The organism is Streptomyces sp. NPDC037242, from assembly GCF_055604165.1.
Map to the genome: position 1 here is coordinate 292,984 of NZ_JBVJUY010000003.1, position 25,801 is coordinate 318,784.

The window sequence follows — 25,801 nt, forward strand, 5'->3', positions numbered from 1 at the left end:
CCCGCGTGTCCTTCCCGCTGTCCATCCGGGGCGAGGCGCCCTCAGCGGCCAGATGAACGGGCCGGTCCCGGCAGTGGGTTCAGCGGCCCTCGCGCAGTTCGCTCAGGAGGGCCTCGACGCCCTCGTCGCCGCGCCGTCCCATCAGTACGGCGATCCAGCGCGTCACGGTCTCCCGCTCCTCCTCGGTCCACCCGGCCGAGGAGGGGTGCTCCTCGACCACCAGCACGCGCGCGAGCAGGCACAGCTCCTCGGAGGGCCCCGCGGACGGGCCGCCGGGGGCACCGGGCACGGCCGGGGGAGGTACGGGCCGCTCGCCGGGCGCCGCGGACAGTCCCAGGAGCCGGGTCACCGCTCCGGTCACCCGGGCAGCGGTGGCCTGCGGCACGTCCAGGCCGGTCCCGGCGGCCTCGGCGGGCGGAGGTTCCCGGTCCGCATCCGCCTCCGCCTCCGCGGGGACGGTGTCCCGCAGCCAGGAGCGCAGCAGCGAGCGGACCTCGTCCGCCGCCGCATCATCGTCCCCGTACCCGTCCCCGAATCCGTCCTCGTACACCGGTCTCCCACCGCCGACGCCGCCACGGCCACCGCCCCGGCACCGCGTGCTGCGTCTCGTCCGCCGTGGCGACCGGCCGGCGCGATGGCCCGGTGACCACCCGTAGATGCACACACTCTCTCACTGTTCACCGTTCAACCGCTCCCGCTCCGTCTGCGAACTCAACGTGCGCCCGGACCGCGGGGTTCACCGGCCGCCCCGGGGAACGGGTTGAACCGCCCCCCGGCATCAATCCGTTCCCTCTGGGCGAGGAGACCGCCGAACACAGTCGGCCGGCGAGGCATGAGGAGCATTTTCGTTGAGCGTGGTGCTAGTCAACCGCCCGCCACGGCGGCCGGGCCCCGAGATGCCGGACGGCGAGATCCAGCTGCAGGAACCGCCCGTACTGCCCGAGAAGCAGAGCGGCATGGGCAACATCATCACCATGGTGCCGATGGCGCTGTCCTCGCTGTCCATGGTGTTCATCTTCCTGCGGCCCAACGGCGGCATCATGACGTACGTCGCCATGGGCACCATGGCCGTCTCCGCGATCGGCATGGTGGTCACCCAGATCATCCGCGGCAACTCCGACCGCAAACAGGAGCTCACCGCCGAGCGGCGCGACTACCTGCGCTACCTCACCCAGATGCGGCGCCAGGTACGCAAGGACATCCGCAGCCAGCAGGAGGCACTGGCCTGGCGCAACCCGGCCCCCGCCGAACTGGCCTCGCTGGTGCGGACCTCACGGCTCTGGGAGCGGCGCGCCTCCCATCCCGACTTCAGCGACGTACGGATCGCCGTCGGCTCACAGCGCCTCGCGGTGCACCTCGCCCCGCTCGCCACCAAGCCGGTGGAGGACCTCGAACCGCTCACCGCCCACGCCCTGCGGCGCTTCATCCACGCGTACGCGACGGTCGCCGGGCAGCCCGTCGCCATCCACCTGCGCGGCTTCGCGCAGGTCCTCATCCGTGCCGGGTCGGCGGAACCCGGGACAGCGGAACCCCGGACAGCGGAATCCGGCACGGATGAGGAGGCCCACGGCGAGGAACAGGTCCGTGCGCTGGCCCGCGCCGTCCTCGCCCAACTGGCCACCCTCCACGCACCCGACGAGCTGCGCATCGCCGTCGTCGCCGCGCCGGACCGCCGCGCCCACTGGGAGTGGGTCAAGTGGCTGCCGCACGCCCTGCACCCGACCGAGACCGACGGCGTCGGCCCGCTGCGGCTGGTCGCCGGCACCATCGGCGAGCTGGAGCAGCTGCTGGGCGAGGAATTCGGCGCCCGGCCGCCCTACGAGCCCGACGCGACCCCGAGCCGCGACGAGCCGTACACGGTCGTCGTGCTGGACGGGGCCACCTTCGCCGCCCCGCACCGGGCCGCCCTCGGCGGCTACCGCAACGCCACCGTGATCGACATCGGATCCACCCTGGACTGGAAGCACAACCGGCTCACCCTCCGGCTGCGGATCACCGGTGGTTCGGCCGGTGCGGCCGAACCGGACGGCACCCTGGAGATGGTGGGCGCCGACCGCAACCGCAAGGACGAGATCACCGTCCTCGGCTCCGCCGACTCCCTGTCCCAGGCCGCCGCCGCCCGGCTGGCCGCGCTCATGGCCCCGTACCGGCTGGGCGACAGCGTCGACGCGGGCGAGCCGCTGGCCACCGACTTCGACCTGACCGCCCTGCTCGGCATCCACGACCTCCACCGTTTCGACGTCAAACAGCAGTGGGCGCAGCGCAACCAGGCGAACAAGCTGCGGGTCCCGCTCGGCCTCGGCCCCGACGGCACCCCCATCGACCTCGACATCAAGGAATCCGCCCAGGGCGGCATGGGCCCGCACGGCATGCTGATCGGCGCCACCGGCTCCGGCAAGTCCGAGCTGCTGCGCACGCTGGTCCTGGCCCTGGCCCTGACGCACTCCTCGGAGATCCTCAACTTCGTCCTGGTCGACTTCAAGGGCGGTGCGACCTTCCTCGGCCTCGACCGCCTCCCGCACACGTCCGCCGTCATCACCAACCTCGCCGACGAGGCCGAGCTGGTGGACCGCATGCGCGACGCCCTGCACGGCGAGATGATCCGCCGACAGGAACTCCTGCGCTCCGCCGGAAACTACTCGTCCCTCCTGGAGTACGAGAGCGCCCGCGCCGCGGGCACCCCGCTCGACCCCCTGCCCACCCTCTTCGTCGTGGTCGACGAGTTCTCCGAACTGCTCGCCGCCCACCGCGACTTCATGGACCTCTTCGTCATGATCGGCCGCCTCGGCCGCTCGCTCGGCGTCCACCTCCTGCTCGCCTCCCAGCGCCTCGACGAGGGCCGCGTCCACCAGCTCGAATCCCACCTGTCCTACCGGATCGGCCTGCGCACCTTCTCCGCGATGGAATCCCGGGGCGTCCTGGGCGTCCCCGACGCCTACCAGCTGCCCTCCCAGCCCGGCAACGGCTACCTGCGCAGCGACATCTCCACCCTCACCCGCTTCAAGGCCGCCTACGTCTCCGGCTCCTACAAGCAGAAGCGGCAACCGGCCGCCCAGCGCGCCCTGATCGAGGGCCAGGTCATGGCCTTCGGCACCGAGTACGTCGCCCCCCGTACCCTGCCGGCCGCCGCATCGGAGGCCGCGGAGGAGGAACGGGAGCCGGAAGCGGAGGAGACCCGCTCGCTCCTCGACATCGCCGCCCAGCGCCTCCTCGACGCGGGCCCGCCCGCCTACCAGGTGTGGCTGCCGCCCCTGGACGTGCCGCCGACGCTGGACGAACTGCTGCCGCCGATCGCACCCCACCCCGAGTACGGGTTCACCGTCGAGGGCGAGCTGCGCGGGGCCCTCAAGGTCCCCGTAGGCCTCGTCGACCGCCCCTTCCAGCAGGTGCGCGACCTGCTGGTGGCCGACCTCGGCGGGGCCGACGGGCACATCGGTGTCGCCGGCGCCCCGCAGTCCGGCAAGTCCACGCTGATCCGCACCCTGATGGCGGCCCTCGCGCTTACCCACACCCCGGCCGAAGTGCAGTTCTACTGCCTGGACTTCGGCGGCGGCACCCTCTCGGGCCTGCGCGGCCTCCCGCACGTCGGCGGGATCACCGGACGGCACGACCCCGATCGCGTCATCCGGACCATCGCCGAGGTCAACTCGGTCATCACCCGCCGCGAGAAGTACTTCGCCGAGCTCGGCATCGACTCCGTCGCGGCCTTCCGCCGCAAGAAGGCGGCCGGGGAACTGCCCGACGACCCGCACGGAGACGTCTTCCTCGTCATCGACGGCTGGAACACCCTGCGCCAGGAGTTCATGGACCTGGTCCAGCCGCTCACGCTGATATCCCAGCGCGGCCTCAACTACGGCGTCCACCTGCTCGTCGGCACCACCCGGTGGGGCGAGATCACCGGCGCGCTGCGCGACCAGCTCCAGACCCGGTTCGAACTGCGCCTCGGCGACCCGGTGGACTCGGTGATCAACATGCGCGCGGCGGGCAAGGTGCCCAAGGTTCCGGGGCGCGGGCTGACGGACGACCAGATGCACTTCCTCTGCGCGCTGCCCCGGATGGACGGCATCGGCGCCGCGCAGGACCTGGGCGAAGGAGTCGCCGACCTGGTCGACGTCGTCACCGACCACTGGACGGGCCCGCGCGCCCCCGAGGTCCGGATGCTCCCGCTGGTCCTGGACGCGGCGGAACTGCCCGAGCCGCACGGCTCGTTGCGGATCCCCCTGGGCCTTGAGGAACAGGACGTCCAGCCGCTGTGGCACGACTTCTCGCAGGACCCGCACCTGATCGTCGTCGGTGACAGCGAGTCCGGCAAGACCAATCTGCTCAAGCACATCACCACGCAGATCATGCGCGCGTACACCCCCGACCAGGCGCGCATCATGCTGGTCGACTTCCGGCGCGAGATGTACGAGACCGTGCCCGAGGAATACCGGCTCGGCTACGCGGTGTCCGCCGACCCGGTACGGCAGATGGTCACGGGAGCCGCGAGGGCACTGGCCAACCGGGTGCCGGCCGCCGACATCACCCCGGACCGGCTGCGGGCGCGCGACTGGTGGAGCGGACCCGAGCTGTTCGTGATCGTGGACGACTACGACCTGGTCGGCAGCGCGATGTCGGCACACCCCTTCGCGGCGGTCCTCGACCACCTGGCCCAGGGCGTGGAGATCGGCCTGCACGTCATCGTCGCCCGGTCCGCGAACGGAGCCGGCCGCGCCATGGGGGACCAGCTCCTGCGCAAGCTCCAGGACGTCAACACCCCCGCCGTGCTGCTGTCGTGCCCGCCGACGGAGGGCTACCTCTTCGGCGGCACCAAGCCGAAGGTGCTGCCGGTCGGGCGGGCGCTGCACATCACCAGGCGCCGCACCGTGCAGTTGCAGACCCCGCTGCTGGACCCCGACAGCACGAACCCGCAGATCGGAACCGACGGATGACCGCCCAGCCGCTCACCTCCACCCCTGCGCCCGCCGGATCGAGGCTGTGGCCCGTCGGACCGCACCTGGTCATCGCCCCGGCGGAGGCCGAAGCAGCGCTGACGGACGCCCTCGGCGGGCTGGCCCCGGTCCCCGACGCCGTGCTGGTCCTGGCCGCGGCGCCGGACGCGGCGCCGGTGCTGCGCCGTGCCCTGCCGGAACTCGTCGGCCTCGCCGAGAGCCGCGGCGCGGCCCGTCTGGTGCTGGCCGCGTCCGGCCTCGCGGCGGCCGGCCCGGACGGCCGCCGTCCCGTCGAAGCGGTGGCGGCGGCGGCCCGGTTCCCGGTGATCGCCCCCGACGGCATGGTCACCGTCGACCCGGACGGCTCCCTCCAGGTCGCCGCGCCGGGCACCTGGTGGCTGACCGAACCGGGCACCGCCTCCCGCCCGCTGGGCCCGTCCTGGCCGCCGGAGGTGCTGTCGGGCGTGGAGACACCGGAAGCACCAGAGGTACCGGAAGCACCCGAAGCACCGGAAGCGGCCGAAGCGGCGGCTCCCGAGGCGGCGGCCGCGGAGGCGGGCCCCGCCGCGCGGATGCCCGTATCGGAGCCCGTCGGGGCGGACGCGGCCACCGGGCCGTCGGAGGCCACGCCGCCCCCGCCGCCCGCCCCGCCGGTACCCGTCGTGGCGGAGTCCCAGGGCGGCGATCACGGGGCGGCCGTCGACCCGGTCGGTGTTGCCCTGAGCTCCGGGCCCCGACCCGTGCCCGGGCCCCGACCCGTGCCCGGGCGCCGGCCGGTCCCGGGCGGGTTCTGGCTGGGGGAGGCGCCGGAGGGAGTCGAGGCGCTGATCGGCATCAGGCCCGGGGACCTCCTCCTCGGCGTGGGTTCCCCGCAGCGGCCGGTGCTGCCCGCCGCCGAGCTGCTGGCCCTCGTACCCGAGGCCGCGGGGGAGCGGGACGGCCTGCTGCTCAGCGCCCCTTGGGCAGAGCCGGCCGAACTCACCGGCATGGCCGTCGCGCTGGCCGTCAACCTGGGCCGGGACGTGCGCGCGGCCGTCGGCCTGCCCGTGCGCACGGCCGACGACCACGCCACCACGTTCCTCGACGAGCGGGGCGCGGCCGCCTGGCAGCCCATGCTCGTCGAGCTCACGGCCTCGCCGCGGCATCGGCGCGTGGTGCCCTCGGCCTGGCTGCGGCTGCCCGGACTCGACGCGCTCGCCCCGGCCGTCCACGGGGCGGGGATCGAGGGGTGGGTGCTGGAGACCGTACCGGCCGGGCTCTGGCTGCGCCCGGCGGGCCGCTCGGCCAACCCCTGGCCCAGGATGCTGCACCGCGACCCGGCCCGCCCCGTACTGGTGGTGGGGGAGCGGGACCGGGACATCGCCCCGGAAGTGTGGGACGCGCTGCCGGGCGTACTGGCCGCCCTGCCGGACCTGGGTGCGGCCGCTCCGTACGGCCTGCTCGTCCAGGGCAACCGCGCCGGCGAGGCCGACGCGCGCGCGTTCGCCGGGGCGCACGGCCTGGACCTGCTCGGCCAGACCCCGGCCGAGCCCTCGCCGCGTACGAAGGCCCCGGAGCCGGCCGTACCGGCGGCGGCGCCGCAGCCCGAGCCAGCACCGCCCGCCGCCCCCAAGGAAGCCGCGCCCGCCCCGGCCGCGCCCGCCCCTGGCTTGCCCGCGTCCGTCCCGGGACCGGCCGGTCAGAGCGGGCCCGAGGACCGGGCCGCCCTCAAGGAACTCCTCGGCCAGCGCTACCACCTGCTCGCCAGCAAGACCGAGCTGCTCGCCACCCGGCTGCCCGCCCTCCGCTCCACCCAGCAGGACGACCTCAAGCCGGACATGGTCGCCATCGCGCTCTACCAGGCCGACACCCCCGAACCGGCCCGCCGCGGCGACCTGGTCGCGGCCGCCCGGGCCGCGGAACCCGGGCCGTTCACCCCGCTGCTGCGCTGCCTCGGCTCGGGCCTGCGCCGCCTGCCCGGCCACTACGGGGCCGTCATGCTGGCGGCCCCGGCCGAAGAGGTCCCGCTGGACCGGTACATGCCCGGCTCCCTGCTCGTGGAGCCGGCTCCGGTGGCCGCCGTTCCGGCGTGCGACGCGGACCTGGAGGGCTCCGTCGAGTTCGGGATCTGGTCCACCACCGGCCGCCGTACGTCGGTGTTCGCCGGTCCGGACGACGAGCCCGAGGTGGTGTTCCCGCCGGGAACGGCCTTCTCGGTGCTGGCGCTCAGCCCGCCGCCCGACGACGAAGGGCCGATCCGGGTGCTGCTCCGCGAGATCTCGCCCGCCGAGGCCCGGTCCGCGGGCCGCGGCACGACCGCCTCAGGTGCCGGCGACGACCGATCCCGGGAACGCGACGAACAGGCGAAGGCCCGGCTGACCGCGTGGTTCGAGCGCCGGGACATGCTCCCGCCCGACGAGCGCCGCCCGCTCCCGGACGCGGCCCGTTTCCACCTGGCCCCGGGAGCCACCCACCGCTGAGGCGCGCGGTGGGTGGCGGGGTGGTGGTGTGGTGCCGGCCCGCCCGATCGCCGTCCTGGCAGGATGGCGGCATGGAACGTGTGCTTGGCATCGGTGGCTACTTCCTGCGGGCTGCCGATCCGGCGGCCCTGACCGCGTGGTACCGCGACCTCCTGGGCCTGGACGCCGATGAGCACGGCCTGTGGCGTCAGGGGCCCGGGCTGACGGTGTTCGCGACGTTCGAGTCCGGGACCGACTACTTCGGGTCCCGCGCCCAGCAGTCCATGCTCAACTTCCGGGTCCGCGACCTCGACGCGATGCTCGCGCAGTTGCGCGCCGGGGGAGCGGACGTGGCCGAGGAGACCCAGGACATGGAAGGGGTCGGCCGGTTCGGCTGGGTCACCGACCCGGAGGGCAACCGCATCGAGCTGTGGCAGCCCGCCTGATGACGTAAGGGTTTCGTCACCGGTGCGGACATGGCACGCCCTGCCTCCAGCGCGTTGAATGTGCGTGAAGGTTCCGCGAGGGAGAGGCATGACAGTGCGAAACACGAGGCGGCGGGGCCGACTGCTGGCCGGAGCGGTGATCGCGGCCGTGCTGGTGTTGGGCACGGGGCTGTACTGGTTCCAGCCGTGGAAGCTGTGGCAGAACGAGACCGTGAGCGAGGCGCTGCCCGTCGCGACAGCCGCGCCGACGGACGGTTCGAAGACCGCGGCCGGTCCGCGGACGGTCGCTTCGGGCGAGCTGATCAGCCACGAGCACGCCACGACCGGATCGGTGAAGATCGTGCGGCTGCCCGACGGCTCGCAGACGCTGCGTCTGGAGAACCTCGACACCAGCAACGGCCCCGACCTGAGGGTGCTGCTCAGCGATGCCCCGGTCAAGGAGGGCGTGGCGGGCTGGCGCGTCTTCGACGACGGCAAGCACGTCAGCCTGGGCAAGCTCAAGGGGAACAAGGGCGATCAGAACTACGAACTGCCTTCCGCCATCGACCTGCCCCAGTACACCAGCGTGAGCATCTGGTGCGACCGCTTCGACGTCTCGTTCGGCGCCGCGACCCTCGCGAAGGCGTGAACGTGAACCAGCCGCCCCAGTCCTTCCGGCTCCTCCCCGGCGCCGCCGCCTCGCCGGTGATCCTGCACGTGCCGCACTCCTCGCGCGCCGTACCCGGGTCCGTCCGCAGCGGCATCGTGCTGGACGACCGGGCGCTCGAACAGGAGCTGGACCACATCACGGACTCCCACACCGCCGAGATCGCCGCGGCGGCCGCGGCCGGGTCCGCCCTCACGCCGTGGCAGTTCGTCAACGGTCTCTCCCGTCTCGTCATCGACCCCGAGCGCTTCCCCGACGAGCGCGAGGAGATGCTGGCGGTGGGCATGGGAGCCGTGTATTCGCACACCACCCACCGGGAGCGCCTGCGTCCGGACGGCTTCGACGGCCGGCCCCTGATCGACCGCTACTTCCACCCGTACGCGGAGGCGATGACGCGGGCCGTACAGGACCGGCTGGACGCCGTCGGACGGGCCGTGATCATCGACGTGCACTCGTACCCGACGCAGCCGCTCCCGTACGAACTGCACGGCGACGGCCCCCGGCCCCCGATCTGCCTGGGCACGGACCCCTTCCACACGCCGGCCGACCTCCTCGCCGCGGCCGAGACCGCGTTCGCCGGCTTCGGCGGCACGGGACTCGACAGCCCCTTCGCCGGCACTTACGCGCCGCTGGAGTACTACGGCAAGGACAAGCGGGTCGGTGCACTGATGGTCGAGATCCGCCGGGACGTGTACATGTCCGAGCCGGGTGGTCCCGCCGGGCCCGGCCTCGTCGCGCTGGCGGCGGCTCTGGCGGAACTGGTGGACGGCGTGCTCCCGTAGCAGGCCGCCCGTCCGTCCGCTGGTGAACGAACGTGCTGGAAAGCGTCCTCGAACGCTTTCCAGCACGTCGTCGTCACGCGGAGACCGTCACGTCACCGCGGCAAGGTCACTTGCCGTAGTACGCGTTGTGGATCGTCAGCGTCGACCTGTTGCCCTGCTTGTCCGTGACATCGGCGGAGAAGGAGATGGCCTTGTCCTTCGCCGGGTTCTTCACGGAGATCCTGCCGTTCTCGACCTTCACGAGCTGCCAGGTCTTCCCCTCGTCGTAACTCACGGACACCGCGAGCGACTTGAGGTTCTTCCCGGCCGCCGAACCCTGCACGGCCACCGGGATCCGGACCGACTTGCCCGCAGGGGCGCGCGAGGTGAGGTCGACGGGGGCCGCGAAGCGGACCGTGGACACCGGCAGCGCCGTGGTGGCCGTGACCTCCTTGGAGCGGAAGGTGAAGCTGGTGTCGATCCGGGTGGAGGCCGCCGCGACCTTCGCCGAGCGCTCGACCGAGGTCGTCAGCCGGTACTCGGCCTCGGTGGCGTCGACCAGGAAGGGCTTGCGGCCGTTCAGCGGGTCGTCGTTCTCGCCGACCTTGACGCCGTTGCGGTACAGCGCCGAAGTGGCCGAGGTGTAGGCCGAGAAGCCCGTGTGGCCCTTGCCGTCGGCGAAGAGCGGCAGGGCGCCGACGATCTGGTGCTCGCCCGTGGCCGGGTCGGCCGGGGTACGGAAGACGCCCATCCGCTCGCCCAGGAGCGGGCCGAAGACGCCGGTGTTGAAGGTCTCCTGGTACGTCCTGCCGGCCGCGTAGCGCTTCGGCTCGACGGTCTCGTAGGCGGCGTCGTAGGCCGGGTAGCCCCACTGGTCGGGCTCGCCGAGCTGATCGACCTTGGTCGTCCACTTGACGCCGTCGGCAGCGGAGACGTAGAAGGTGCGCGTACCGGGTGCCGCCTGCGGCGCCGAGAACCCGTTGCCCTCCGGCGCGCCCGGGATGTGGGCGAAGGGAGAGGTGAGAGTGGTCTTGCCGGGCGCGGAAGCGCCGACGTCGACCTTGAGGGTCGCCAGCTCGTTCGACTTCACGTGCTTGGCGTAGCCGGTCGCGAGCCGCTGCGCCTTGCCGCCGAAGGCCACCGAGTACTGGGTGGTGGCGTCCTTGAGGAAGTGCGCGTCCCAGGTCTGCAGGAGCGAGCCGTCGGTGACCTCCGGACCCATGTGCGCGGTGCGGAAGCCGGTGAAGGTCCGCAGGACCCAGCCGTTGCCGATGCGGCCGGTGTCGGTCGCGAGCTCGTAGTAGGCCCCGGCGAAGTCCGCCGTGTCGAGGCCGGGCACGGTGACGTCCACCGGCTTGGCGGTGCGCGCGTCGGAGATGACGGTGGTGTCGCCGGAGACGTCCAGCTTCGGCTGGGAGAGCCAGTCGGTGCCCTTGGCGAGGTCCGACGCGTCCTGGTAGACCGCCGTGTTGAGCGTGTACGAGCCCTTGGGAACACGGATCTTGTGCGTGCCCGGCTCGTTGTCGATGCGGGCCTGGAAGCCCTTGCCGGGGCCGGCGACGCCGTACAGGCTGTTGGAGAAGGTCCGGGCGTCGGTGCCGTCGCGGTCGACGGTCCTGAGCGTGAGGTCGTACGACTCGGCCTCGCGGACGGCCGCCGCGGCCGTGCGGACGGACTGGCCCGCGCCGGTGGCGGTGACGTAGCCCGAGTAGGTGCCGTCGGCGTCGCCGATCCGGGTGTCGGCGGTCAGGTCGACCTCGGCCCTGCCGCCGGCGGGCACGGTCACCTTGGTGGTACCGAGGGCGAAGAACCCGGCCGGGGCGGGCCTGCCCGCCGGGTCCAGCGCGGACACCGACAGGTCGAGGGTGACGTCGCTGGTTCCGAGGTTGCGGTAACCGACCTTCTGGGTGAGGGGCTTGTCGTCGGTGTGCGGCCACTGTGCGACGCCGAAGCTCAGCGAGACCGGATCGGCGATCACGCTCTGGGTCATCGCCCTGTCGACCTGGATGCGGCCCGAGCCCTGCTGGAAGGCGGTGTAGTCGCCGCCCTTGGCGGACGCGGTGAGTGCGCCCTTGAGCTCGGCGGACTGCCAGCCCGGATGCTGCTGCTTCAGGATCGCCGCCGCGCCCGCCACGTGCGGGGTGGCCATGGAGGTGCCGTCGATCTGCAGGTAGCCGGGCGCCGGGTGCGGTGTGCCGGGCCGGGTGTCGATCGCGCTGCCGGGGGCGGCGGCCGCGGCGATGGCGACGCCGGGCGCGGTCACGTCGGGCTTGACGGCGCCGTCGCCCGTGCGCGGGCCGGTGCTGGAGAAGGGCGCGAGCTTGTCGTCCTTGTCGACGGCGCCGACGGTCAGCGCGGCGTCCGCGCTGCCCGGCGAGCCCACCGTCGAAGCGCCGGCCTCGCCCTCGTTGCCCGCCGCGATGGCGAACAGGATCCCCTTCTCGGCGGACAGCCTGTTGACCGTCGCCTCCATCGGATCCACCCCGGGCGAGTCCGGGCTGCCGAGGCTCAGGTTGACCACGTCCGCGCCCTCGGCGGCGGCCCACTCCATGCCCGCGATGATGCCGGAGTCGTCACCGAATCCGTTGTCGTTCAGCACCTTGCCGCTGATGACCTTGGCACCGGGAGCGACACCCTTGTACTTGCCGCCCGACTTGGCGCCCGTACCGGCGGCGATCGAGGCGACGTGGGTGCCGTGCCCGACGCGGTCCGCGGCGTCGGGGGAGGCGGTGAAGTTCTTCTCACCGATGACCTGGGTCTTCAGGTCGTCGTGGTCCTTGTCGACGCCGGTGTCGAGGACGGCGATCTTGACGCCCTTGCCGTCGTACCCGGCCTCCCACGCCCTGTCGGCGCCGATCTGCTTGACGCTGCGGTCGAGGCTGGCTCTGCGGACCCCGTCCAGCCACACCTTGTCGATGCCGGAGGCGGTGGCGCGCATGCCGCCCGCCCGCTGGTCGGTCAGCGCCTCCCACACCTTGGCCACGTCGTCCTGCGACGTACGGATGGCGTCGGCGTTGATGGTGGGGAACGAACGCCGCAGTTGGGTGTCGCCGGCGGCGCGCACCTCGGAGCGTGCCGCTGCGCCGGCTCCGCCGTCGTACTGCACGATCAGCTTGAGGCCGTCGCCGTGGCTCTGGCGCAGCAGCGGGTCGGTCAGCTCGCTGACGTCGAAGAGCCGCTGGTCCAGCTTGCCCGCGGCGATCAGCCGCTGCGCGTCGCTGGGCACCACCAGCGTGCGGCCCTTGGCGCGCTGCACCTGTACGGGTATGCGTTCGCGGCCCTTGGCGGCCTCGAAGCCCACCACCTGGCCCTTGGCGCCGACCAGTACGCGGTCGCCCGTGATGAGCCGGATCCGCTGGCTGCCGTCGGAGCGTGTGATGTCCGCCGTGGTCGTCGTGTTCGTGTTCGCAGCGATCGCTGTCGTGGGGCCGGTCATGCCTGCCACGATGGCCACTGCCGTGGCCGCTGCGACGGTGAAGGCGCGTGCACTCTTCACATGTTCGCGCAAGTCTCCCCCAGGAGCTTGGGATGAGGGGCGAGCGGTCGTGTCCGACCGTGGGCGAAGATGCGCCCGATGCCCGGTCAGCGCAGTATGTGTTGTGATCGATTCGTGATCAACGGTGTGTCAGGAGTGAAGAGTTGAGGCGTGTGATTTCCGGACATCTTCGAAACCGGCGCGTCTGAGGGGGCTGCGTCCGGCAATTCCATCGACCGCACCGGACGCGCCCGGACGCGCCCGGTCACCCCGCTCCGCGATCACCTTGCGGAGGGCCTCGCCACGGAGCGTGGCCTGCCGATTGGCCGTATCCGTACACCGCATCGAACCCGTCGCGGGTCCGGGCACGTTGTTCTCCGGGCGCTCCTGTCGGACGAAGCAGCGCCTTCCTCAGACCACGGAGAGCAGGTCCACCACGAAGACGAGCGTGGAACCCGCCGGGATCAGCGGTGAGGGGGACTGGTCGCGGTAGCCGAGGCGCGGGGGAACGATGATCTCGCGACGACCGCCGACCTTCATCCCCCTGATTCCCCGGTCCCAGCCCTTGATGACCTTGCCACCGCCCACGGCGAACTTGTACGGCTGGCCCCGGTCCCAGGAGGCGTCGAACTCCCTTCCGGACGCGAAGGTGACCCCGACGTAGTGCACCCGGACGACCCTGCCCGGCTTCGCCTCGGGCCCGTCCCCGACGACGATGTCCCGGATCGTCAGCTCCTCGGGAGCATCACCCGCCGGAACCTCGACCTCGGGCTTCGTCAGTTCACTCATCGCAGCCTCACTACCAGCAGGGCGCATGGTCGCTCCATGCAGTGGACGATCACGCTACCTCGGAAGCCGAGCCTCTTGGGGGAGCGGCTGACCAGGCGGTTCTTGGGGCGGGGCCGCCGTCAGGACCGCCCGCGGCGCCGACTCGCGGTGGAAGGGATCCGCTGCGGCCAACACGCCTTCCCGCCACGTTATTTGAGCGACAGCCGCGCGCCGCGCGGCCTACGATCCCCGCATGTCTCTTCGTCGTGCACTGAACGTGTTGGTGGCTCTCACCCTGACGGTGGCCGGGCTGACCGGAGGCGCCGCGGGCGTCGCGTCGGCGCAGGAGGACGCGCCGCCCCCGGGCCGTCAACTGCTCTTCTACAACCACGCCTACGGGGTCCTCGACCGGGAGACCGCCGACGCCATCGAGCACTCCACCTATCTGCGGGAGTTCGCCAACTTCCAGGTCCGCACCACCACCGGCTCGGGCGGCCAGACCTGGACCGGCCGCTACCTGATGGGCCGCGAGACGTACCTGGAGCTGTTCGGCATCGGCGACGTTCCCGGCCCGGACGGAACCCTGGGCGCGGGCGGGCTGGGGCTCTCCGCCGAACGGGCCGGCGACCTGGCCACGGTCACCGGGCGCCTGCCCGGCCAGGGCGTACCGACCCCGGTCACCTTCCGCCAGACCCGCGACTTCGGCGACGGGATCCCGGTGCCCTGGTTCGACGCGGTCTTCACCGACGCCCAGTACGACGGGTTCGGCGCCTGGGGCATGGAGTACCTGCCGGAGTACTTCGCCGACCCGCGCGGCAACACCGAGCCGGCCTCGTCCCCGGGCGACGTCGGCCGCGAGCGGTACCTCTCCGACGGCTACCGCGAGCACCTGATGCGGGACGTGACCTCGATCCACCTCGGGGTCACCGCCGCCGACCTCGCCGACACGCTGCCCCTGCTGCGGGCGGGCGGCTTCACCGTACGGGAACTCCCCGGCGGCGCCGGCGCGGTGGCGCAGGGCGGCGGCACGACCATCCGCCTGGACGCCGTCCCCCGGGAGCGGGCCGGCCTGCGCGAGGTCGGGATGTCCCTCAACCGCCCGGTCGGCCGCGCCCACGAGGAACGCATCGGCCACTCCACCCTGACCACCGGCCCCGGACTCCGCGCCACCTGGACCTTCGACACCGCTTCCTAGGGCCTGCCCGCCGCGGGTCGGGGAGAGGCTTGCCGGCGATTGCCGCCGGCGGCCCGCCCCGACCCCGCGGCGATCAGTGCTCGCAGAGGGAGAACTCCCGCTCGTAGAGCTGCTCGTTGTGCTCGTCCACGAAGAACTTGCGCTCCTGCATGAGCTGTTCGCGGTACTCCTCGGCCTGTTCGAGCGTCATCGTGGAGGTGTCGGACCACGGCTGCTGCGGCGGGACGTCGGAGGTCGAGACGATCGTCGTCGACGGGTCGACCAGGAAGAACGCGAGGATCTTGCGGTGTCCGGGCCGGGTGGGGTCCGCGAGGCGGAACGGGCCGACCCGGTGCTGCAGGACGTTGGGGAACGCCAGGCAGCGGCCCGCCGGGGTCGCAGCCGATCCCAGCACCTGGTTCAGCGCGTCCTCGTTCTCCAGGCCGTAGACCTCGCGCATCCCGTCGTCGTCGCTCTGCTCGTACTCCGGGTCGTCGAGCGCCGCGCGGAAACTCAGCCGGCTCTCGGTGATGTTCTCGTTGTCCCAGTAGTAGATGCCGGTCGAGACGATCCGCTCGTTCAGCATTCCCTCGACGTGCCAGGAGCCGCCCGCGTACTCGGGCTGGTCCGGGGTGAGGTGGATGGTGGCGAGCTTGACGATGACCTGGAGCCGCCGGCCGCGCAGGTCGACCCGGGCGGTCTCGGCGGGCAGCTCGGGCGGGGTGAAGTCCGGGGCGTCCGGGACGACCGGGCTGCGGGTCTCCCACCAGGCGTCGTGGGCCTCCATCCAGTCGCTGCGGGCCTCCTGGTAGGCCGCGTCGTCGCTGAAGGAGGACCTGACCGGGTACACCGGCTTCGAGTCGTACCACCCGTAGGGATCGGCCTCGATGCGCAGCGGCCGCGGGTTGCGGAGGTCGGTGAGCACGTTCTCCCAGAGCGGCCGCATGCGCGCGAACACGTCCGGGAGGACGGCGGCGAGTTCGCGGTGGGTCTCCGGGTGGACGTTGTTGACGTAGGAACGGAAGGCGACGTCGCCCTCGTCACTGACGTCCACGTCCGTGGGAAGCCACTGGAACTTCTCCGAGAACTCGTGCTTCGAATAGCGGTCCGTCGGGTTCCGCCAGGCCTCCTCGGGCCCGCCGCTCACGTCCCGCACCAGGCAGAACAGCGAGGGATGTACGAGGTCCAGCACCTGCCCGTCCGATCCCGGATGCCAGTCCCGCTCGGCTTCGGGGACCTCTTCCAGCGCCCGGACCGCCTCGCGGAGCCGGGCGGCGAGCTCGTAGTCGATCAGCGCGTCCGACTGCCACACCCCGTCGACGCCCGACACCTCGATGCCGGTCCGCCCGTCCCGCAGTGCGGCGTAGTGCGCGAGTTCGGCGAGCACGTAGCGCACCTGCGCTTCGGTGAGCCCCTGGGCGACGGCCTCCTGCGTCCACCGCGCGACGATGCCGGCGTCGTTCATCTTGTCGGACCACCCGGGCTTCGCCCGGATGTGCGCGCTGCACTCCATCATCTCCAGCTCGCGCAGTGTCCGAGGTGTGGCGAACGCTATGGAACGTGACGCTTGGAAGGGCAGCGGAAAGGCAGACAGGCCGGTCAACTCTCAAGATCCCTACGGTCGGCGAACGGTGCCGGAAGAATAACCGAGCGCACTGACAGCGAAGTCCGGCCACCCGGGGCACCGAACAAGTCGCATGCGGCACGAGTAGCGCCTTAGCGCCTCTCCGTCGAAGTCCGACATGCCAGACTCGCGCACACCGGCGCGCTGGTCGCGTACCGGATGCTGCCCAACCCGGACATCCCGCTGGACTGGAACATCATCCACTTCCCGATCAACCCCCGCTACGCCAAGCAGGGCACCCTGGACGGCTCGGTCGGCTTCGACGACCGCGGCAAGGTCACCGACCCCGACTACCCGACCGCCACCCGTTACGGCGAGTACAGCTACTTCAAACCGCGTGACGCCTACGCCCTCAAGCGCCGGATCACCCGCGACCAGCAACGGCTGCACGCCTTCTACGAGTCGGTCTCGACCGATGCCGGCCGCCACACGAACAGCGACCCGGCCCGGACCCGGGCCACGGCGATCCTGCGCACGATGGGCATGTCCGCCGGCGCGCAGGACACCGGCAGCGCCGCCGCAACCGGCTTCGCGCACCGCGACCTGGTCAACACGTACGTCTGGACCGCCCAGGGCGGCTTCTTCGCCGAGACCACCGAGGCCACCGACGCCGTCAGCGAGACCACCTCCGGCTGGGCCTCGGCTTCTCCGTCCACCTCGACGCCTCCCGGGGCGGCGGGTTCAGCGCCACCGGGCCAAGGGCAAGACTCCTCCCGCTCGTTCGGCCTCGACGTCCAGTGCGCGCCGTCGGGGGACCTGCAACGCCGCGACGAGGACAGCAAACCCGTCTACGACGCGGCGGGCAAGCCGGTCCTGGTGCCGGGGAAGGTGGACGCCTACCGCTTCCTCACCTTCTACCTCGGAGGGAACAGCGCCAACTTCGACGACTTCTACAACAAGGTCGTCGACCCGATCTGGCTGTCGGGCAGTGACGCCCCCGGCGCCACCGCCCTGCGGCAGACCCGCCAGAGCTCGGCGAAGCCCCGGTGCTGGCGGATCCTTCGCGGGTGGCGGTGGCCAGGGCCCCAGCGAAGGGAGGGCCGGGCCCCAGGATCCGGGCCGGGCCCGGAGTAGCCATAATGGCAAATTGCAAAAGTCTGCAATTTCATAGATGCTGCACCTGCTGTGCTCGTAGGTAGCCGCGGGCACAGCACCAGGCGTTTGCCCCCGTTCGGGGTGGTGAGAAGGGTGCGAGACCGTGGCGGTTCCGCTGTACCAGGCCAAGGCCGAGTTCTTCCGGATGCTCGGGCACCCGGTGCGGATAAGGGTTCTGGAGCTGCTGCAGGACGGGCCGATGCCGGTGCGGGAGCTGCTGGCCGCGATCGAGGTCGAGCCCTCCGCCCTGTCCCAGCAGCTCGCGGTCCTGCGCCGGTCGGGGATCGTCATCTCGGCCCGTAACGGCGCGACGGTCGTCTACGAACTGGCGGGTGGGGACGTCGCGCAGCTGATGTTGGCGGCGCGGCGGATCCTGACCGAGGTCCTGACCGGGCAGAGGGAGCTGTTGGAGGAACTGCGCGGGTCTGAGGTGCCGACCTCGTGAGCGTGAGCACCGCGCTGACGGCCGTGCTCGGCCGGGTGCGCTCGTTGCTGCCGGCCCGGGCGGACTTCGCGGTCATGGCGCGCAGCCCCCGCCGTGATCTCCTGGCCGGCCTCACCGTGGCGATCGTCGCCCTTCCCCTCGCCCTCGGATTCGGGGTCTCTTCCGGTCTGGGCGCGGAGGCGGGGCTGGCCACCGCGGTGGTCGCGGGCGCGCTCGCCGCGCTGTTCGGCGGGTCGAACCTTCAGGTGTCAGGGCCGACCGGTGCGATGACCGTGGTGCTGGTGCCGATCGTCGCCCAGTACGGTCCCGGCGGTGTCCTCACCGTCGGGCTGATGGCCGGCGTGTTCCTGATCGGTCTCGCGCTGCTGCGGGCCGGGCAGTACATGCGGTACGTGCCTGCGCCGGTGGTGGAGGGGTTCACCCTGGGGATCGCGTGCGTGATCGGCCTCCAGCAGATACCGGGCGCACTCGGCGTGGCCAAGCCCGAGGGCGAGAAGGTGCTGCTGGTGGCGTGGCGGGCGCTGGTGGAGTTCGTGGCCTCCCCGAACTGGACGGCGATCGGCCTCTCGCTGGGCGTCGCGGCCATGATGCTGGCCGGGGCGCGGTGGAAGCCGACGGTCCCCTTCTCGATCGTCGCGGTCATCGCCGCAACCGTGATCGCGCAGCTGTTCCATCTCGACGAGGCGGCCCCGATCGGGGCCCTGCCCGCCGGGCTCCCCGCCCCGTCGCTCGCCTTCCTCGACGCGTCCGCGTTCGGCTCGCTGCTGGCCCCGGCGGTCGCGGTCGCCGCGCTCGCCGCGCTGGAGTCCCTGCTGTCGGCGACGGTGGCGGACGGGATGACGGTGGGGCAGCAGCACGACCCGGACAAGGAGCTGTTCGGGCAGGGCGTCGCCAACCTGGCGGCCCCATTGTTCGGCGGAGTGCCCGCCACCGCCGCCATCGCCCGCACCGCGGTCAACGTCCGCACCGGCGCCTCCTCCCGGCTGGCCGCGCTCACCCACGCCGCGGTGCTGGCGGTGATCGTGTTCGCCGCCGCCCCTCTGGTCTCGAAGATCCCCCTCGCCGCGCTCGCGGGGGTGCTGCTGGCGACGGCGGTCCGCATGGTGGAGGTCGGCTCGCTGCGTGCGATGGCGAAGGCGACTCGCTCTGACGCCGTCGTTCTGGTCCTGACCGCCGCTGCCACCCTGATTCTCGACCTCGTGTACGCGGTGATCATCGGCCTGGTCGTCGCCGGGGCCCTGGCCCTGAAGGCGGTGGCCGGCCAGGCGCGGATGGAGCAGGTCGACTTCCGGCCGGACCTGCCCGGCGAGCACAGCGACGAGGAGCACGCCCTGCTCGCCGAGCACATCGTGGCCTACCGCATCGACGGACCGCTCTTCTTCGCCGGCGCCCACCGCTTCCTCCTCGAACTCTCCGAGGTCGCCGACGTGAAGGTGGTCATCCTCCGGATGGCGCGGGTGACCACCCTGGACGCCACCGGCGCCCTCGTCCTCAAGGACGCCGTGGAGAAGCTGAAACGGCGGGGCATCGCCGTCATGACCTCCGGCATCCGGCCCGGCCAGCGCCAGGCCCTGGACGCCGTCGGCGCCCTGGAGCTGCTGCGCCTCGAAGGTCGCGAGTACGCCACCACCCCCGAGGCGATCGCCGGCGCCCGCAAGCACCTCGAACAGGCAGGCCTGCTGCCCCGTACGCATCACCGACCGCACCGCATCCGGAAGGCCGCACGATGACCGTCCCCGCCGACCTCCGCATGATCGAGGTCTCCGGTACCGAGGCCCTGTGGCTCCTCGAAGGCTCCGCGCAGGGCCGCCTCATCTACGTCCAGCGGGAGGTGGCCGTCGTCCGGCCCGCCGCACACGTGATGGAGTACGGGCGCCTCGTCGTCCGAGCCCCGGTACAAGCCGCCACGATCCCCGGCCGGGCCCTGCTGACCTACCAGGTCGATGAGATCCGCACCCCGGCGGGGACCGGCTGGACGGTCAGCGCCCACGGACCGGCCGACGTCATCGCCGACCCGGACGAGGCCGCCCACTACCGGCGCACCCTGCCCGGCTGGAGCCACGGCCCGCACGACACCCTGCTGCGCCTGCACCCGCAGTCCATGTCCGGGTTCCGTCTGGCCCGTACGGTCTCGGGGGCGGGCCGGTGAGCGTTCAGGTCGAGGCGATGCCTTACCGGCATGTGCTGGACGTGCCGGCCATGGGCTCGGCCGTGCGTATCGCCCGGGAGGCCACCGAGCTGGTGCTCGTGGAATGCGGGGTGGGCCTTCGCCATCCGAGCGTGGGACCGGCGCTGCTGATCCTGGCCGAGCTGGTCACCAATGCCGTCCGGCACGCCGCCGCGGCCTCCCCGATGATCACCGTGACCTACGCCCGCGGACCCGGCGCTTTTGCGTTCGCCGTCCACGACCGTCACCCCTATCAGCCCGCTCTGTTCGGTGCGCTCGCCACCGCGCCGGGCAGCGGCCTGGCCATGGTGGTGGAGATGACGATGGAGCTCGGCGGCACCGCTGTCGTGCGGGCGGACGCGGACGGGCGCGGCAAGGCCATCTGGATCACCCTTCCCTTGTGAAGTCGAGGAGCTGACGATGACGATCGAATGGCGCTACACCACCCGTCAGGACCTGGGCGTGTTGTCCTTGGCCGGGTATCTCGGCGCGGAGGCCACCGGCCGGTTCACCGGAGCGATCGGCTGGGCGCTCGCCCGGGGCACCGGCCCGGTCATCCTCGATCTGACCGGACTGCTGGGCTGGTCGTCCGGCGGGCAGATCGCCGTCGCCCAGGCCGCCCGCCGTCTCGGAGAGAGCGGACGCCGGCTCGAGCTCGCAGCCATCCCGGCCGACGGCTCGCTCGTCCCCGATGAGACCTGCCCGCCCGTGCCCGTCCACTGCGACCTCGCCGCCGCTCTGGCCGCCCACGGAGCTCGTGGGACGGTCAAGCAGTGGACCACCGACGACTGGCCCACCGGGCAGTCGCCCGAGGCGCCCGCCCTCATCTGAGACCGGCACCACCGTCCAGAGGCCTGGTCCTGAAGACCGGGTTCCTCAAGAAGGCCTGACCGGCGAAGGCCCCGCTCCGTGGGGCCGAAGGTCACGAAGGCACCCCGCCAGGACCCGCGAGTTGCAGGGATCTGCAATTGTGGAGGTCGCAAGGTGTGAACAGGGGCGAACGGATGCCCTGCGAAGGAACGGTTCCGGGTGGACGGTATGGGCAGTCAGGGGAGAGGTACACAGGTGAGCACGCCGCTGTACCAGCTGAAGGCGGAGTTCTTCAAAACGCTGGGGCACCCGGTGCGCATCCGCGTCCTGGAGCTCCTGTCCGAACGCGAGCACGCGGTCGCCGAGCTGCTGCCCGAGGTCGGGGTGGAGGCCGCGAGCCTCTCCCAGCAGCTCGCCGTCCTGCGCAAGGCCAACCTGGTGGTCACCCGCCGCGAGGGCTCGAACGTCCGCTACAGCCTGACCCATCCCCAGATCGCCGAGCTCCTTCGGGTCGCCCGCGCCATCCTCTCCGGAGTCCTGGAAGGCCAGGCGGAACTCCTGGCCGACCTCAAGGCCGGCCGCCACGCCTGAACGTCACCCCACCCGGTGCCGGCCCTACGGGGCCCGCACCCCACATACGGCGGCCGTCTTCCGTTAGTGCGGGTTCAACGCGCTTCTGACACCGGAAGACGGCCGCTCTCTCCCATGCCGAACCCGCCCCCAGGCGCGCCTGGATCCCACTTCGGCGTCATGATTCGTCTTCCTTCCTGTTGCCCGGCTCCTCGACCGGGCGGCGGCACGGACGGACGAGAACCTGCATGCCGTGCTCGCCTGCGGACTCGATGACGGCTGCGACCTCGCCGGCCTCGACCGTGCGAACCTCAGGCCCGGAGTCGGTGCCGAGGTAAGTGATCTCGTACAACCGGACGACCTCTCCAGTGCTGCTGGTCACGGCGTGCCTTCCGGAAGGATGAAGCGGACGACGACCGTCTTGCCGCGCCCGCCGGAGGAAGGCTCGATACGGACGTCACCGCCGAACGTCCGCGCCAGGTCAGCCACCGTGCGCAGCCCCTGCCCGGCGGCCCGGCCGACATCGGCCAGCGTTATGGGGCGCGAGTCCAGGTCCCCGACGGAGGCCACAAGCAGGTGCTCGGTCATATGGAGGGTGACCTCTGCGTCCGGGGAGTGCTGAGCGTGCCGGACGGCGTTGGTCACGAGCTCGCTGACCACCAAGAGCACGGCTCCGAAGAACGCCGAGGAGCTCTCCAGCCCGAAGAGGACCAGGCAGCGTTGACTGCGCTCGCGCGCGGCCCGCACGGAACCCGGCACCAGCGGCACCGTCCACACGTGCTTGCGTGCCTCGACAGCCGTCTGCCCGCTGGGGTGCCTGGCCATCACCGACACCACAGACTTGCCGAAGGCGCCGCGAGGTTCATCGGCTGTCCCCGGCGTCGGTGGCCACGCCGTGATCGTGGGCCACGCGCAGAGCGTCCTCCAGCTCCTCCGCGGCCTGCGCCTCCTCGAAGGCATCGCCAGCCTCCTGCGCAGCCCGGAGGCGAACCCGCGCCACACGGACCCTCTCCAGCGCCGCTTCCTCGAACCCGGCCACACCGCAACCCCCGTCCGCCGTATCCAGAACTAGTAAATTGCATAACTCTGCAAGTCTAGCTGGTGCGGGTCCGCCCGGAAGTTCACCGGCCGTGGCATGCTCGACCACCTGCGCGCTGCCCAGGATGTCCTTCTCCGCCCCGCGGTTGGCCAACTGCGCGGAGATCACGGGTACGCCCGGAGGGTCGGGACGTCGGTAGAGGTCGTCAGCTCCAGGAAACGCGCCAGTTCCTCACGGGCCCACGTGATGTCGGCAATGGGGATGGCCATGGCCGAATCCCGCACCCCGAAGACTTTGCGCCGGTGGTGATGAGCGGAGATCAGCTCACAGGACGACGGGGCTGCGCCGCTCCAGCAAGGTCACATCGCGCCAGACGCCGCGATGGCGGCCGACACGCTCGCGGGTTCCGATGATCCGAAAGCCAGCCCGTTCGTGGAGGGTGAGGCTGGCGGTGTTCTCGGGGAAGATCCCGGACTGGATCGTCCAGATGCCCGCTGCTTCCGTGGAGGCGATCAGCGCTTCCAGTAGAGCGCGGGCGACGCCTCGGCCGCGGGCGTCCGGGTGGACGTACACGGAGTGCTCCACCACCCCGGCGTAGGCGCACCGGTCTGAGACCGTGCTTGCCGCGACCCAGCCCACCACTGCCTTGTCCTCGTCCAGGGCGACGAAGCGGTGCTCGGCCAGCTTCGGCGCGTCGAACGCCGTCCAGCCGGGGGCCGCGGTCTCGAAGGTGGCGTTGCCCTCGTCGATCCCGGCCTGGTAGATCGCCAGGACCCGTTCGGCGTGCTCGGGCAGCATGGGGACGATGCGCACCATGGTCACGCCGCCTTCGCGGCGCCGGCCAGCAGCGCGCCCATGGCGGCGAGCACGGACGGCTCGACCCGGTAGTACACCCAGGTGCCACGCCGCTCGGAGGACAGCAGTCCCGCTTCCTTGAGCTTCTTCAGGTGGTGGGAGACCGTCGGCTGGGAGACGCCTACGTCCGAGATGTCGCACACGCACGCCTCGCCGCCCTCGTGGGAGGCGACGGCGGAGAACAGGCGCAGGCGCACGGGATCGCCGAGAGCCTTGAACATCTTCGCCGCGACCTCGGCCTCGTCCGCCGACATGGGGCGCTCGTTCAACGGCGGGCAGCACGCGGCGACGGCTTCGGGCTCCACGAGCGGCAACACCTTCACATTCGACATGCGTCTATGTTGACATACGTCGAACTAGTGCGGGAAGGGTCTCGCTGTCGGGCGAGGTGGGCGGCCGGGCGGCGGCCGCGTCTTCGGCGTCCCGCCCACAACCGCGCAGGGAGTTCGAGGACGGGCTGCGCTGCCACTCCGGACCCACGAACACCAGCCCGGCAGTGAGGGCGGCCCGGTAGTGGCCGTCGTCAAGCACCGGCTGGGCGGGCGGGGTGCGCAGCAGCGTGCCGAACGGAGCGGCGTCGAGACCGGTACGAGTGGGCCAGAAATGCAGGTCGCGGCCCAGGAGTCGCTGACGGGCGAACTTCACCGGCGCCCGCGTCGCCGGCGTCGCACGGCTCACCCGGGAGGGCTCGGCGGCGACCTGGACCGCGGAGTTGCCCGCGCTGACCGCGACAACTCGCTGCCCGGCGAAGTCGGCGGGGGCGCGGTGGTCGGCGACGTGCAGCACCTGCCCGGTGAACGCCTCCCGCCCGGGCGATGCGGGGTGGTACGGACGGCCGGAGCTCCCCGCCGGCCGGGTCCGAGCGTCGGCGTCCAGGCGCGCGGCACACCGGTCGAGGTGGGCGACGCCGCCGGCACTTCACGACAGCCTCCCTCCATAGATTCGATGAGCGTCTATGTTGACGCACATCGAAACAGGTGCCATGCTGATCAAGCAAGCCATCGACAGACATCGAAACAAGCAACGAGGAGCCGACCGTGAACGCGCCTGCCACCACCGACCTGCCCATCGTCGTGATCGGGGCCGGACCCGCCGGCCTGGCCGCCGCCGCCCACCTCGAAGACCGCGGCCTGGACTTCCTCGTCCTCGAGACCGGCCCGCACGCCGGCGCCGCGACCCGCGACTGGGCCCACGTACGGCTGTTCTCCACCTGGGGCGAGGTCGTCGACCCGGCCGCCGAGAAGCTCCTCGCCCCGACCGGCTGGGTCAAGCCCGATGCCGCCTCCTATCCGACCGGTGGGGAGTGGGCCGAGCGCTACCTCCAGCCCCTCGCGGACGCCCTCGGCGACCGCGTCCGCTTCGGCGCCCGCGTCACCGGAGTCTCCCGCACCGGCCGCGACCGCATCGTCGATGCCGACCGCGATACTCAGCCGTTCGTGCTCCACGTCGAACACGCCGACGGCCGTGAGGAGCGCCTCTTCGCCCGCGCCGTGATCGACGCCTCCGGCACCTGGTTCACCCCGAGCCCGGCAGGCGCCAGCGGACTGCCCGCCCTGGGTGAAAAGGCCGCCGCCGACCGGATCACCTACCGCGTGCCCGACCTGAAGGACCCGGCCGTCCGGGCCCGGTACGCGGGCAAGCGCACCGCTGTGATCGGCTCCGGCGCCTCCGCCTTCACCGCCCTGGCCTACCTCGCCGACCTCGCCAAGAGCGACGAAGGCTCCGGCACCAAGGCGCTGTGGGTCCTGCGCCGCGGCATCTCCGGCTCCACCTTCGGCGGCGGCGCAGCCGACCAGCTCCCGGCGCGCGGTGCCCTCGGCTTGGCGGCGAAGGCCGCCGTGGACGCCGGGTACGCAGACGCGGTCACCGGCTTCCGCACCGAGGCCATCGAGCGGGACGGCGACGGCCGCCTGGCCCTCGTCGGCGAGGACGGCCGCCGCCTCGATGCGGTCGACGAGGTCATTGTGCTGACCGGCTTCCGCCCCGACCTCACGTTCCTGAACGAGCTGCGCCTCGGCCTCGACGAGCGCCTTCAGGCCCCCGTCGAGCTGGCCCCGCTGATCGACCCGAACCAGCACTCCTGCGGCACCGTCTACCCGCACGGCGTGGGCGAGCTGTCCCACCCGGAGAAGGACGTCTACCTCGTCGGCATGAAGTCCTACGGCCGCGCCCCGACCTTCCTCGCCATGACCGGCTACGAGCAGGTCCGCTCCATCGCCGCCCACCTCGCCGGCGACCAGGAAGCCGCCGAGCGCGTCGAGCTGACCCTGCCGGAGACCGGCGTGTGCGGCGGCGCGGGCCTCTTCGACCAGCCGGAGACCGCCGAACAGAACAGTGGAGGCTGCTGCGCGGCCCCGGCCACCCTCACCATCGGCGCACCCGCCTCCTCCGGCGGCTGCTGACCCGAATGCCCAACACCAAGGCCAGCGTGGGGGGGGGGGGGGGGGGGGGGGGGGGGGGGGGGAACGCCCCGCCTGCCCCCCCCCGTGCTCCGCACACTCCCACACCAGGGGCTCCCCCCCCCCTCCCCGCCTCGGAGAAGAGGGGTGGGGGAAGG

The 25,801-nt window shown here is 72.1% G+C and carries 24 protein-coding genes; 15 read left to right on the forward strand and 9 right to left on the reverse strand.

Annotated features, from left to right (window positions below; genetic code table 11):
* Nucleotides 1–79 precede the first annotated feature (79 nt).
* Nucleotides 80–550, reverse strand: a complete 471-nt coding sequence (locus ACZ7GJ_RS06590; protein WP_470750049.1) for a hypothetical protein — start codon at nt 548–550, stop codon at nt 80–82.
* A 298-nt stretch (nt 551–848) separates the two neighbouring features.
* Between ACZ7GJ_RS06590 and eccCa the strand changes: the two genes are divergently transcribed.
* The 5 genes from eccCa (at nt 849) to ACZ7GJ_RS06615 (ending at nt 9,243) form a co-directional block, all read left to right on the forward strand.
* On the forward strand, nt 849–4,931 hold the full coding sequence (gene eccCa, locus ACZ7GJ_RS06595) for a type VII secretion protein EccCa (protein WP_470750050.1): 4,083 nt from the start codon (nt 849–851) through the stop codon (nt 4,929–4,931).
* The gene (locus ACZ7GJ_RS06600; protein ID WP_470750051.1) at nt 4,928–7,390 is read left to right on the forward strand and encodes a hypothetical protein; all 2,463 of its coding nucleotides are present in this window, start codon (nt 4,928–4,930) and stop codon (nt 7,388–7,390) included. The genes eccCa and ACZ7GJ_RS06600 overlap by 4 nt, the downstream gene beginning before the upstream one ends.
* Before the next feature lie 71 nt (nt 7,391–7,461).
* Entirely contained in the window at nt 7,462–7,815 is a 354-nt protein-coding gene (locus tag ACZ7GJ_RS06605) for a VOC family protein (RefSeq protein WP_470750052.1), read from the forward strand.
* A gap of 88 nt (nt 7,816–7,903) precedes the next feature.
* Nucleotides 7,904–8,443 carry a DM13 domain-containing protein gene (locus ACZ7GJ_RS06610; protein WP_470750053.1) on the forward strand — a complete coding sequence of 180 codons (540 nt, stop codon included), beginning with the start codon at nt 7,904–7,906 and terminating at the stop codon, nt 8,441–8,443.
* A 2-nt stretch (nt 8,444–8,445) separates the two neighbouring features.
* Nucleotides 8,446–9,243: an N-formylglutamate amidohydrolase gene (locus ACZ7GJ_RS06615; protein WP_470750054.1), complete on the forward strand. Its 798-nt coding sequence runs from the start codon at nt 8,446–8,448 to the stop codon at nt 9,241–9,243.
* Between the two features lie 106 nt (nt 9,244–9,349).
* Here the strand turns inward: ACZ7GJ_RS06615 and ACZ7GJ_RS06620 are convergent, their stop codons facing one another.
* A complete protein-coding gene (locus ACZ7GJ_RS06620; RefSeq protein ID WP_470750055.1) occupies nt 9,350–12,658 on the reverse strand; it encodes a S8 family peptidase in 3,309 nt (1,102 codons plus the stop codon).
* A 450-nt stretch (nt 12,659–13,108) separates the two neighbouring features.
* On the reverse strand, nt 13,109–13,486 hold the full coding sequence (locus ACZ7GJ_RS06625) for an FKBP-type peptidyl-prolyl cis-trans isomerase (RefSeq protein WP_470750056.1): 378 nt from the start codon (nt 13,484–13,486) through the stop codon (nt 13,109–13,111).
* 232 nt (nt 13,487–13,718) lie between these two features.
* On the opposite strand from ACZ7GJ_RS06625, the gene ACZ7GJ_RS06630 reads away from it, so the two are divergent.
* Nucleotides 13,719–14,660, forward strand: a complete 942-nt coding sequence (locus tag ACZ7GJ_RS06630; protein WP_470750057.1) for a DUF5829 family protein — start codon at nt 13,719–13,721, stop codon at nt 14,658–14,660.
* A gap of 73 nt (nt 14,661–14,733) precedes the next feature.
* Here ACZ7GJ_RS06630 and ACZ7GJ_RS06635 read toward each other — a convergent pair whose 3' ends face one another.
* Nucleotides 14,734–16,242 (reverse strand): DUF4246 domain-containing protein, encoded by a 1,509-nt coding sequence (locus ACZ7GJ_RS06635; RefSeq protein WP_470750058.1) that lies wholly within the window; start codon nt 16,240–16,242, stop codon nt 14,734–14,736.
* A gap of 180 nt (nt 16,243–16,422) precedes the next feature.
* Between ACZ7GJ_RS06635 and ACZ7GJ_RS06640 the strand changes: the two genes are divergently transcribed.
* From ACZ7GJ_RS06640 to ACZ7GJ_RS06670, 7 genes are all read left to right on the forward strand, one after another.
* The gene (locus ACZ7GJ_RS06640) at nt 16,423–17,337 is read left to right on the forward strand and encodes a hypothetical protein (RefSeq protein ID WP_470750059.1); all 915 of its coding nucleotides are present in this window, start codon (nt 16,423–16,425) and stop codon (nt 17,335–17,337) included.
* A gap of 124 nt (nt 17,338–17,461) precedes the next feature.
* Nucleotides 17,462–17,803 (forward strand): ArsR/SmtB family transcription factor, encoded by a 342-nt coding sequence (locus tag ACZ7GJ_RS06645; protein ID WP_470750060.1) that lies wholly within the window; start codon nt 17,462–17,464, stop codon nt 17,801–17,803.
* Nucleotides 17,804–17,877: 74 nt separating this feature from the next.
* Nucleotides 17,878–19,533, forward strand: coding sequence for a SulP family inorganic anion transporter (locus tag ACZ7GJ_RS06650; protein ID WP_470750089.1), 1,656 nt, complete (start codon nt 17,878–17,880; stop codon nt 19,531–19,533).
* Nucleotides 19,530–19,952: a pyridoxamine 5'-phosphate oxidase family protein gene (locus ACZ7GJ_RS06655; RefSeq protein ID WP_470750061.1), complete on the forward strand. Its 423-nt coding sequence runs from the start codon at nt 19,530–19,532 to the stop codon at nt 19,950–19,952. Before ACZ7GJ_RS06650 ends, ACZ7GJ_RS06655 begins: the two co-directional genes overlap by 4 nt.
* Nucleotides 19,949–20,374 carry an ATP-binding protein gene (locus ACZ7GJ_RS06660; protein WP_470750062.1) on the forward strand — a complete coding sequence of 142 codons (426 nt, stop codon included), beginning with the start codon at nt 19,949–19,951 and terminating at the stop codon, nt 20,372–20,374. The genes ACZ7GJ_RS06655 and ACZ7GJ_RS06660 overlap by 4 nt, the downstream gene beginning before the upstream one ends.
* Before the next feature lie 16 nt (nt 20,375–20,390).
* The gene (locus ACZ7GJ_RS06665; RefSeq protein WP_470750063.1) at nt 20,391–20,801 is read left to right on the forward strand and encodes an STAS domain-containing protein; all 411 of its coding nucleotides are present in this window, start codon (nt 20,391–20,393) and stop codon (nt 20,799–20,801) included.
* A gap of 234 nt (nt 20,802–21,035) precedes the next feature.
* Nucleotides 21,036–21,371, forward strand: coding sequence for an ArsR/SmtB family transcription factor (locus tag ACZ7GJ_RS06670; protein WP_470750064.1), 336 nt, complete (start codon nt 21,036–21,038; stop codon nt 21,369–21,371).
* 157 nt (nt 21,372–21,528) lie between these two features.
* Here ACZ7GJ_RS06670 and ACZ7GJ_RS06675 read toward each other — a convergent pair whose 3' ends face one another.
* Nucleotides 21,529–21,732: a hypothetical protein gene (locus tag ACZ7GJ_RS06675; protein ID WP_470750065.1), complete on the reverse strand. Its 204-nt coding sequence runs from the start codon at nt 21,730–21,732 to the stop codon at nt 21,529–21,531.
* Entirely contained in the window at nt 21,729–22,175 is a 447-nt protein-coding gene (locus tag ACZ7GJ_RS06680) for an ATP-binding protein (RefSeq protein ID WP_470750066.1), read from the reverse strand. Before ACZ7GJ_RS06680 ends, ACZ7GJ_RS06675 begins: the two co-directional genes overlap by 4 nt.
* 70 nt (nt 22,176–22,245) lie before the next feature.
* Between ACZ7GJ_RS06680 and ACZ7GJ_RS06685 the strand changes: the two genes are divergently transcribed.
* Nucleotides 22,246–22,422 (forward strand): hypothetical protein, encoded by a 177-nt coding sequence (locus ACZ7GJ_RS06685; protein ID WP_470750067.1) that lies wholly within the window; start codon nt 22,246–22,248, stop codon nt 22,420–22,422.
* 291 nt (nt 22,423–22,713) lie between these two features.
* Here the strand turns inward: ACZ7GJ_RS06685 and ACZ7GJ_RS06690 are convergent, their stop codons facing one another.
* From ACZ7GJ_RS06690 to ACZ7GJ_RS06700, 3 genes are read right to left on the reverse strand one after another with little or no spacing between them, the layout of a single operon-like run.
* Nucleotides 22,714–23,205 carry a GNAT family N-acetyltransferase gene (locus tag ACZ7GJ_RS06690; protein WP_470750068.1) on the reverse strand — a complete coding sequence of 164 codons (492 nt, stop codon included), beginning with the start codon at nt 23,203–23,205 and terminating at the stop codon, nt 22,714–22,716.
* Between the two features lie 2 nt (nt 23,206–23,207).
* On the reverse strand, nt 23,208–23,576 hold the full coding sequence (locus ACZ7GJ_RS06695) for an ArsR/SmtB family transcription factor (protein WP_470750069.1): 369 nt from the start codon (nt 23,574–23,576) through the stop codon (nt 23,208–23,210).
* A 4-nt stretch (nt 23,577–23,580) separates the two neighbouring features.
* Nucleotides 23,581–24,030, reverse strand: a complete 450-nt coding sequence (locus ACZ7GJ_RS06700) for a hypothetical protein (protein WP_470750070.1) — start codon at nt 24,028–24,030, stop codon at nt 23,581–23,583.
* A gap of 251 nt (nt 24,031–24,281) precedes the next feature.
* On the opposite strand from ACZ7GJ_RS06700, the gene ACZ7GJ_RS06705 reads away from it, so the two are divergent.
* On the forward strand, nt 24,282–25,646 hold the full coding sequence (locus ACZ7GJ_RS06705; RefSeq protein WP_470750071.1) for an NAD(P)-binding domain-containing protein: 1,365 nt from the start codon (nt 24,282–24,284) through the stop codon (nt 25,644–25,646).
* Nucleotides 25,647–25,801 lie beyond the last annotated feature (155 nt).

What these genes read in the sequence shown, in the direction of transcription:
- ACZ7GJ_RS06600 (WP_470750051.1), top strand. Translation starts at nt 4,928, where the DNA reads ATGACCGCCCAGCCGCTCACCTCCACCCCTGCGCCCGCCGGATCGAGG.
- ACZ7GJ_RS06605 (WP_470750052.1), top strand. Translation starts at nt 7,462, where the DNA reads ATGGAACGTGTGCTTGGCATCGGTGGCTACTTCCTGCGGGCTGCCGAT.
- ACZ7GJ_RS06610 (WP_470750053.1), top strand. Translation starts at nt 7,904, where the DNA reads ATGACAGTGCGAAACACGAGGCGGCGGGGCCGACTGCTGGCCGGAGCG.
- ACZ7GJ_RS06620 (WP_470750055.1), bottom strand. Translation starts at nt 12,658, where the DNA reads ATGACCGGCCCCACGACAGCGATCGCTGCGAACACGAACACGACGACC.
- ACZ7GJ_RS06625 (WP_470750056.1), bottom strand. Translation starts at nt 13,486, where the DNA reads ATGAGTGAACTGACGAAGCCCGAGGTCGAGGTTCCGGCGGGTGATGCT.
- ACZ7GJ_RS06630 (WP_470750057.1), top strand. Translation starts at nt 13,719, where the DNA reads ATGTCTCTTCGTCGTGCACTGAACGTGTTGGTGGCTCTCACCCTGACG.
- ACZ7GJ_RS06640 (WP_470750059.1), top strand. Translation starts at nt 16,423, where the DNA reads ATGCTGCCCAACCCGGACATCCCGCTGGACTGGAACATCATCCACTTC.
- ACZ7GJ_RS06650 (WP_470750089.1), top strand. Translation starts at nt 17,878, where the DNA reads ATGGCGCGCAGCCCCCGCCGTGATCTCCTGGCCGGCCTCACCGTGGCG.
- ACZ7GJ_RS06655 (WP_470750061.1), top strand. Translation starts at nt 19,530, where the DNA reads ATGACCGTCCCCGCCGACCTCCGCATGATCGAGGTCTCCGGTACCGAG.
- ACZ7GJ_RS06665 (WP_470750063.1), top strand. Translation starts at nt 20,391, where the DNA reads ATGACGATCGAATGGCGCTACACCACCCGTCAGGACCTGGGCGTGTTG.
- ACZ7GJ_RS06680 (WP_470750066.1), bottom strand. Translation starts at nt 22,175, where the DNA reads ATGGCCAGGCACCCCAGCGGGCAGACGGCTGTCGAGGCACGCAAGCAC.
- ACZ7GJ_RS06690 (WP_470750068.1), bottom strand. Translation starts at nt 23,205, where the DNA reads ATGGTGCGCATCGTCCCCATGCTGCCCGAGCACGCCGAACGGGTCCTG.
- ACZ7GJ_RS06695 (WP_470750069.1), bottom strand. Translation starts at nt 23,576, where the DNA reads ATGTCGAATGTGAAGGTGTTGCCGCTCGTGGAGCCCGAAGCCGTCGCC.